Origin of the sequence: Daejeonella sp. (assembly GCF_044342615.1) — a bacterium.
Taxonomy (GTDB): domain Bacteria; phylum Bacteroidota; class Bacteroidia; order Sphingobacteriales; family Sphingobacteriaceae; genus Daejeonella.
Genome location: NZ_JBIIPN010000022.1, coordinates 19559 through 28017, shown reverse-complemented (window position 1 = coordinate 28017; position 8459 = coordinate 19559). Strand labels below are relative to the sequence as shown.

At 37.0% G+C, this 8459-nt stretch carries 8 protein-coding genes; all 8 read right to left on the bottom strand.

Translation table 11 applies throughout. The annotated features are described in order from the left end of the window. On the bottom strand, positions 1-1251 hold a 1251-nt coding region (locus ACIQ0D_RS03580; RefSeq protein ID WP_395803166.1), incomplete at its 3' end, for a pyridoxal phosphate-dependent aminotransferase. A gap of 39 nt (positions 1252-1290) precedes the next feature. Next, positions 1291-2625: an argininosuccinate lyase gene (argH, locus tag ACIQ0D_RS03575; protein WP_395803164.1), complete on the bottom strand. Its 1335-nt coding sequence runs from the start codon at positions 2623-2625 to the stop codon at positions 1291-1293. Continuing rightward, positions 2618-3214, bottom strand: a complete 597-nt coding sequence (locus tag ACIQ0D_RS03570; RefSeq protein ID WP_395803162.1) for a GNAT family N-acetyltransferase — start codon at positions 3212-3214, stop codon at positions 2618-2620. Before ACIQ0D_RS03570 ends, argH begins: the two co-directional genes overlap by 8 nt. Further along, positions 3214-4272, bottom strand: coding sequence for a M20 family metallo-hydrolase (locus tag ACIQ0D_RS03565; protein WP_395803160.1), 1059 nt, complete (start codon positions 4270-4272; stop codon positions 3214-3216). The genes ACIQ0D_RS03570 and ACIQ0D_RS03565 overlap by 1 nt, the downstream gene beginning before the upstream one ends. Before the next feature lie 178 nt (positions 4273-4450). Then, complete coding sequence (argB, locus tag ACIQ0D_RS03560; protein ID WP_395803158.1) at positions 4451-5272, bottom strand: acetylglutamate kinase; 822 nt, start codon at positions 5270-5272, stop codon at positions 4451-4453. After that, positions 5269-6231: an acetylornithine carbamoyltransferase gene (locus ACIQ0D_RS03555; RefSeq protein ID WP_395803156.1), complete on the bottom strand. Its 963-nt coding sequence runs from the start codon at positions 6229-6231 to the stop codon at positions 5269-5271. The genes argB and ACIQ0D_RS03555 overlap by 4 nt, the downstream gene beginning before the upstream one ends. Positions 6232-6255: 24 nt before the next feature. Then, a complete protein-coding gene (locus ACIQ0D_RS03550; protein ID WP_395803154.1) occupies positions 6256-7389 on the bottom strand; it encodes an aspartate aminotransferase family protein in 1134 nt (377 codons plus the stop codon). Positions 7390-7474: 85 nt separating this feature from the next. Further along, a complete protein-coding gene (gene argC / locus ACIQ0D_RS03545; RefSeq protein ID WP_395803152.1) occupies positions 7475-8458 on the bottom strand; it encodes an N-acetyl-gamma-glutamyl-phosphate reductase in 984 nt (327 codons plus the stop codon). Position 8459 lies beyond the last annotated feature (1 nt).

Below are 8459 nucleotides of genomic sequence, written 5' to 3'. Positions count from 1 at the left end.
AAGCTTACCCAGCGCCAATCTCATTCTCGGTATCATCTCTTGAATATCCTCCAAAGAGCAAGCACCAACAGAAGCTCTAAACCAATTCACACTGTTATTTGTCCCGAATGCCGAAAAAGGAACAATACCCATTTTTGCCTCTTTGATTAGGTAAAAATTAACATCTGTACTATTTTTTAAGACTTCACCTTCAGGAGTAGTTTTACCAATATAATCCACTTGAACTGTCAAATAAATAGCGCCCATCGGATTTATAGCATCCACAGCAAAACCATCCGCTTTCATTTGAATAATACCTTGATAAAGCGCATCTAAACTTTTCTGAATTTTAGCTTTAAAATTTTTCAGATAATCATTTAGTTCATTCTGTTGCGTAAGATATTTAGCTGTGGCCACTTGCTCGGGCTTAGGTGCCCAGGCTCCCACATGCCCAACAATAGTTTTCATTTTATCGATTACATGCTCCGGACCGAAAGCCCATCCTACTCGAACACCAGTTGCGGCAAGACCTTTTGAAATACCATCGATATAAATCACATAATTTTTAAGTTCTGGTCTGAGACTTACCGGATCATAATGAAATTGATCGCCGAAGGTTAACAGTGAATAAATCTGGTCATACATGATGTAAAGAGGCTTTTCATCTGCCGTACGCGTCTTATTTTCTGCAATAACAAGATCACAAATCTCTTCCAAATCTTTCTTAGAGAACATTGTTCCTGTAGGATTTAAGGGAGAACACAAGGCGAGAAGTGTTGCGCCTTTCAGATGCGGTTTAATTTCTTCTGCTGTAGGCATAAAATTATTTGCAGCAGTAGTAATTACCGGAATTTCTTTAGCACCTGTAAAACGGCAATAGTGATTATTATTCCAAGATGGAGTAGGATAAACTACCTTATCGCCTAGATCAATTAGGGCCATAAAAGTGCCATAAATCAATGGGCGTGAGCCACCCGCGACTAATATTTGCTTGCTATTATATTCTAAACCGAAGCGTTCCTTTAAAAATGCTGAAACCTGATCACGCAACACTGCAACCCCTTCAGCAGGAGGATAATTGGTCTGATTTTCGGCATAAGCATCCATAATTCCCGATTTTAACTCATTGGGAATTGGGTAAATTGAAGAGTCAAAATCGCCAATGGTTAGGTTGGCAATTTGTTCCCCTTTACGCTTTAGCTCATTAATTTCGCCGGCAATTTTTATTATTTCAGAACCCTCAAGGTTATTTGCTAGTTTGGATATATTCATTTTAAAACAGGATCTTATAATGTTATAGTTATTTAATTATCAAGCAATTAAATCAGAAATCGCAGAATCTACTTTCTCAAAATTGAACCCTGATAAAACATCTTTAAAAGCACTTTGAATTTGCTCATTACATAAATTGCCAATACTTCCTTCATGCGTATGTTTTACTGATGCAGGAGCTTTAAATTCGCCCTTTTCGATAGCCGAGCCAATATTTTTATAGGCCTCACGGAAAGGAATACCACTCAATACTTGCTCATTAACCGCATCTACGCTAAATAGATAGGCATATTTCTCATCCTTTAAAATATCCTCCTTAATGCGAATAGATTGAAGCATGAAAGCGGTCATTTCTAAACATTCGTTCAATGATTTGAAAGCCGGGAAAAGGTTTTCCTTCAGTAATTGAAGGTCGCGGTGATAACCAGAAGGAAGATTGCTAGTCATTAGAGCAATCTCATTCGGCAGCGCTTGAATTTTATTACATCTCGCACGAATTAATTCAAAAACATCCGGATTTTTCTTGTGAGGCATAATGCTTGAACCGGTAGTTAGTTCGTCGGGGAAGCTAATAAATGCAAAATTCTGATTGATGAAAAGGCAGGCATCCATCGCTAATTTTGCTAAAGTTGCCGCAACAGACGACATGGCCTGTGCAAGAATCCGCTCGGTTTTCCCACGTCCCATTTGAGCATAAACCACATTAAAATTAAGTGAATCAAAGCCCAAAAGCTGGGTAGTCATGCTACGGTTCAAAGGGAAAGAAGAACCATATCCAGCTGCTGAACCCAATGGATTTTTATTACAAATCTTCCAAGCTGCCAGCATCATTTCCATATCGTCGGCAAGGCTTTCAGCATAAGCTCCAAACCATAATCCGAAAGAAGAAGGCATCGCAATTTGAAGGTGAGTGTAGCCTGGAAACAATTTATCCTTATGCTCTTCACTCTGCTTAATTAACTGATTAAAAAGGAATTCTGTATTTTTTACAATCCCTTGAATTTCGCTTCTAAAGAATAACTTAAGATCTACTAAAACTTGATCATTGCGTGATCTGCCACTATGAATTTTCTTGCCAGCCTCACCTATTCTTCGGGTCAATAATAATTCTACTTGAGAGTGTACATCTTCCACATCCGACTCAATACTGAATTTGCCTTCCTTAATTTCTTTAAAAATAATTTTCAAACCTGCTTGAACTTGATCAAGATCCGCCTTCTCTAAAAGCCCGATGCTTTCAAGCATGCGCGTATGAGCTAATGAACCAAGTACATCAAAAGCTGCAAGCTGATTATCCAGCTCACGATCATTACCCACTGTAAATTTTTCTACAGAATATTCAGTTTGTGTATCTTTTTGCCAGAGCTTAGTCATGATTATGAATGAAATTTTTAAAATATTGTTCCTTTACAGTATCCCATTCAGAAGCCAAAATACTATAAAATACTGTGTTTCGGATATAACCATTATGAATTTTCATATGTTGGCGCAAAATTCCTTCACGCATAGCACCAATACTCAAAAGGGCTTGCCGAGATTGATGGTTTCGTTCATCTGCTTTAAATTCAATGCGATTGAGCCCTAAAACCTCAAAACCATATCTCAAGATTAGGAATTTCATCTCTTTATTCAATCCGCTACCCTGAAAATCGCGACCTATCCAAGTCCAACCAATTTGTCCACGCTCATCTTTCCAAGAAATCTCAGCTAAGCGCGTACAACCGGCCATTTGATTTGTTTTTTTATCAATAATTACCCAAACCGCAGTAGTTTCATTCTCGCGATCCTCTAGGGCTTTTCGAATATATTTATTTAGTTCGCCAGGTTTTGAAAGATCTTGGAGACCATAAACCCAAAGTGAATCATCGTCGGCGATAAGCTGCAATGCTTCTTCATCCTCTAAACTTAGCGGACGAAGTAAGACCCTATCAGACTCCAAAATTATGGTTAAATCTCGCGACATCACACAATTTTACTGATAAGTTGAATATAAAGATCTATACCTTCTTCAATTTCGTTTACATAAATGTACTCATCAGCCATGTGAGATCTGGCAGAATCACCGGGACCAATTTTGAGAGATGGAATATCTAACAAGGCTTGATCACTGGTTGTGGGTGAGCCATAGGTTTTTCTACCCAAAGCGATTCCTGCAAGCACAATAGGATGATCTACGCTAATTGATGAAGATTTTAATCGTACAGAACGTGGATTTACCTCACAATTTACATGCTGACGGATAATTTTGATTACTTCCTCATTTCTGTAGGCATCTGTTACCCTCACATCCACTGTGAAGTTACAAATAGCTGGAACCACATTATGTTGTGAGCCCGCCTCAATGATGGTAACGCTCATTTTAATGGAACCAAATAAAGCTGATTTCTTTGCAAATTCATAGGTTCTGAACCATTCAATGTCCTTAATAGCCTTATAAATTGCATTTTCACCTTCCTCGCGAGCAGCATGACCCGCTTTGCCATGGGAAACACAATCAAGCACCATTAATCCCCGCTCAGCAATTGCAAGATCCATCAATGTAGGCTCTCCAACAATAGCAAATTCTAAAGGACCAAGATCAGGAACGATAAGCTCTAGTCCATTTGCACCCGAAATTTCCTCCTCAGAAGTAGCCGCCAGGCAAAGATTATATTTCAAATTTTCCTGCTCATAAAAATGCAAGAAACAAGCTATCAATGAAACAAGACAGCCCCCAGCATCATTACTTCCCAAACCAAATAGCTTACCATCCTCCAGATCAGGAGAAAAAGGATTGCGAGTATAACTAGAATTGGGTTTGACCGTGTCGTGATGTGAGTTTAATAAAATAGTTGGTTTTGAGGCATCATAGTGTTTATTAAATGCCCAAATATTATTTTCCCTACGATGAGTTTTGACGCCACGATCCTTCAAAAATAAATCTATAGCCTCTGCCGTAAGAGCCTCTTCCTTGCTTAGAGAAGGTATGGAAATTAATTTTTGAAGAAGACCTAAACTATCATTAAAAAGTGTAGTGTGCATTTTATTATTCCTTTTCATATAATTCACCGGCCTTTTGAGCCGATAATTTAAACTCTTTTTTCAATTTCATCTTCTCGGCGACTATGCAAATCCAGATTAAGGGAAGCTTAACCATCAGCCGTTTGAGCTTACAATATTCTTGCTTCTTAAAGATGCTATTGTATTCAACAGAACCATCTTATTTTGTAATTCGTGTACCGAAATTATTTTGATTCAAATCAGACAAGGCATCAGATTTGCCAATGCAAACCTCTTTAACGCCATTTTTAATCGCTTCAAAAGCATTGTCTAATTTAGGAATCATTCCTTCGTTTATAATCCCATCCTTCTTCAAATCACTATAATTATTTGGATTTATCGATTTGATTAGAGAATTTTCATCATCAACATCCATTAAAACACCCGCTTTTTCGAAGCAATAAATAAGTGATGTATCATAGTGCTTAACCATAGAAACGGCTAAAACAGATGCAATTGTATCTGCATTGGTATTTAAAAGCTGACCATTACCATCATGAGTAATTGCCGAAAAAACTGGAGTAAATCCAGATTCAAGTAATATATAAAGTGATTCGGAATCTACTGAGCTATCATCCAAATCGCCAACAAAGCCATAATCCAAATCAATTTCTTGATTCATTTCTTTGGAAAAAATCTTTTTTATAGGACGCTTCTTAGCTCGAATAATATTTCCATCAGCACCGGTTAGTCCGATAGCATTACAAGCATTTTGCTGAAGACTTGCAACTATATTTTTATTGATTAAACCGGCGTAAACCATAGTTACCACTCTTAAAGTATCTGCATCGGTTATTCGCCGTCCATCTACTAATTTGGATTCAATACCAAGCTCAGAGGATATTTTAGTAGCTATTTTACCACCACCATGAATCAATATTTTAGGTCCCTGAATTGTGGCAAAATCAGACAAAAAGCTTTTCAAATGCTCCGTATTATCGATTACATTGCCACCAATTTTTATGATCTTCAACAATTTCATTTTAATCCCTCAAGCATATTTTTCAATACCATTTGTGCCGACCAAACACGGTTTGCTGCTTCTTTTATAACCAGTGAATGTGGGCCATCCAAAACTTCTGCAGAAAGCTCAAAATCACGACGAACAGGTAAACAATGCATCACTTTAGCTTCATTGGTTTGAGCCAACTTTTTATGAGTAATCATCCAAGATTCGGCTCCAGAAACTGTTTTTCCGTAATCATTATAAGATGACCAATTTTTAGCATACACAAAATCTGCCCCCTGCAAAGCTGCATCTTGATTATACTCAATTTTTGCACCTGGAGTAAATTTTTCTGCTAATTCTAGTCCTTGGGGATGAGTAATTACAAAATCAATCATTCCTTCAGCTTGAGCGCGGCACATCCATTCAGAAAAAGAATTGGGAACCGCCTGTGGCAAAGATTTAACATGAGGAGCCCAAGTTAAAACGACTTTAGGCTTTACTATTTTTTTATGTTCTTCAATAGTAATTAAATCTGCGAAACTTTGCAGTGGGTGAAGCGTTGCACTTTCTAAAGAAATAACAGGCACACCACTAAACTTCACAAACTTATTAAAAAGGCCTTCGCTATAATCTTCTTCACGATTTTGAAGTTTTGGGAAGGAGCGAAAGCCAAGAATATCACAATATTCACCCATCACTGCTGCAGCTTCACGAATATGTTCAACGGTGGTTCCGTTCATCACCACTCCGTCCTCTGTCTCTAATGCCCATCCCTCCTTATCGAGATTCATAACCATTACATTCATGCCTAGGTTCAAAGCTGCTTTTTGAGTACTTAAACGAGTTCTTAAACTTGGATTTAAAAACACCAATCCTAGCGTTTTATTTTTTCCAAAGTTTTGATGCCCAAAAGGATCAGCTTTTAGCATTAAAGCCTGATTTACAGCCTCTTTTAAATTAGATATGTCGTTTACGGAAGAAAATAGTTTCATATTCGAATGTCAAGATCTAGGCAATTAATTATTTAATTCAATTTTTAATGCCTCTAAAAATTGATCAGCATGTGCCTTTGTGATATTTAATGCAGGTAAAAGCCTGATAACGTTTGGTTTAGCTTCACCAGTAAATATACGATGTTTAAAAAGTAAATCCCTTTTCACATGACTATACTCCTCTGGAAGGTCGATTCCTATCATTAATCCTCTACCTCTAACCTCTAAGATTTTATCGATTTTTTTTAACTCAGTAATTAAGTAATTACCAACACTTTCTGCATTATTTAGGAGATTATCTTCCTCCAGAACCTCCAGAACGGCTAACGCAGCGGCACAGGCTAGGTGATTTCCCCCAAAGGTAGTCCCTAATTCGCCATGCCAAGGTATAAACTTGGGAGCAATAGAAATTGCACCTATTGGGAAACCATTGCCCATACCTTTGGCCATAGAATAAATATCTGCATCTACACCCGCAAAATCATGTGCATAAAAATTACCCGTACGACCATAACCACATTGAACGGAATCGGCAATATAAACCGCGTCATATTGATCGCAAAGCGATCTAATCTTCATTAAAAAGCTTTTTGAGGCTTCTTTTATGCCGCCAACTCCTTGAATACCCTCAATAATTACCGATGAAATTTCACTTCCAAAATCATGAAATACCTTTTCCAAGGCCTGCTCATCATTTAAAGGAAGAAATGTAATATTATCTGTTTGATTAACTGGTGCAATAATTTTGGGATTATCTGTTGCTGAAACAGCTAAGGAAGTCCGACCATGAAAAGCCCCTTTAAATGCAATGACTTTTTTCCTTCCATTATAAAAAGAGGCTAATTTCAAGGCATTTTCATTGGCTTCTGCGCCAGAATTGCATAAAAACAATTGAAAATCGGTTTTTCCGGATAATTTACCCAACTTCTCAGCCAATTCTTGTTGTAAGGCAATAATGACTGAATTGGAGTAAAAAGCAACTTTATTTAATTGATCAGTAATTCGACGCACATAATGAGGATGTGTATGGCCAATAGAAATTACCGCATGACCACCATACAAATCTAAATATTCATTCCCATTGGAATCCCAAACACTGCTACCATTAGCTTTTACAATTTCAATGGGATTAAGTGGGTAAACGTCGAAAAGTTTCATGTTTAATATGTTAAAAGCGGATAGCCAATTGCTTGAACTACCCTAAAATTTAAAAATCGGAATCTAGTCTCAATTTAATTTGGGACTAGAATCTTATACCCTTTAATTTCAATCCTGCCATCTCATCCAAGCCAAACATCAAATTCATATTTTGAACAGCCTGACCACTTGCACCTTTTAATAAATTATCTATAATACTGATAATGAATAGTTTATTGCCATGTTTCTCTAAATAAACTAAAACTTTATTTGTATTCACAACCTGTTTTAAATCAATATTTTTTAGACTTAAATGTGTAAATGGATGAGATTCGTAATAGTCGGAATATAATTTTTGAGCTTGTTCTAATGAAAGACTACTTTCCAAATACATGGCAGCAAGAATCCCTCTACTAAAATTACCTCTTTGCGGAATGAACGAAATCTCTTCATTAAAATTTTTCTGCAACTGGGTCAAACTTTCACCGATTTCATTCAAATGCTGATGTTCAAATGGCTTATAAATGGAAAGATTATTATTCCTCCAAGTAAAGTGTGTGGTGGCACCCGGACTTTGCCCTGCACCACTTGAGCCCGTTGTAGCATTGATATGAATTTCTGAATTTAAGTTGCCTGAAGCAGCAAGAGGTAATAATCCAAGCTGAATACAGGTGGCAAAACAACCTGGATTAGCAATATTATCGGCTTTTTTTATCGACTCTCTATTTAATTCCGGTAAACCGTAAACAAAATTTCTTTTAGCCTGCGTAGAATTGTTCTTTAATCTAAAATCCTGAGAAAGGTCAATGATTTTTACATTTTCATTGATTGGATTAGCATCCAGAAATTTCTTAGCATCGCCATGTCCTACACAAAGAAATAAAACATCAATATTTTGTGAAAGGGTATCCGAAAATTTAAGATTGGTATCACCAAAGAGGTCGCTATGAATATCAGAAATAGGTTTACCAGCATTGCTATTGCTATGTACGAAAACTATTTCGGCATAGGGGTGATTAATTAGTACACTAAGTAATTCACCACCAGTATATCCAGCACCACCAGCAATTCCAATCCTAATTGTCTTCATT

Bases quoted from the DNA above. Each gene is read 5' to 3' on its own strand.
- ACIQ0D_RS03555 (WP_395803156.1), bottom strand. From the start codon at position 6,231: ATGAAACTATTTTCTTCCGTAAACGACATATCTAATTTAAAAGAGGCT.
- ACIQ0D_RS03565 (WP_395803160.1), bottom strand. From the start codon at position 4,272: ATGCACACTACACTTTTTAATGATAGTTTAGGTCTTCTTCAAAAATTA.
- argC (WP_395803152.1), bottom strand. From the start codon at position 8,458: ATGAAGACAATTAGGATTGGAATTGCTGGTGGTGCTGGATATACTGGT.
- ACIQ0D_RS03570 (WP_395803162.1), bottom strand. From the start codon at position 3,214: ATGTCGCGAGATTTAACCATAATTTTGGAGTCTGATAGGGTCTTACTT.
- argH (WP_395803164.1), bottom strand. From the start codon at position 2,625: ATGACTAAGCTCTGGCAAAAAGATACACAAACTGAATATTCTGTAGAA.
- ACIQ0D_RS03550 (WP_395803154.1), bottom strand. From the start codon at position 7,389: ATGAAACTTTTCGACGTTTACCCACTTAATCCCATTGAAATTGTAAAA.
- argB (WP_395803158.1), bottom strand. From the start codon at position 5,272: ATGAAATTGTTGAAGATCATAAAAATTGGTGGCAATGTAATCGATAAT.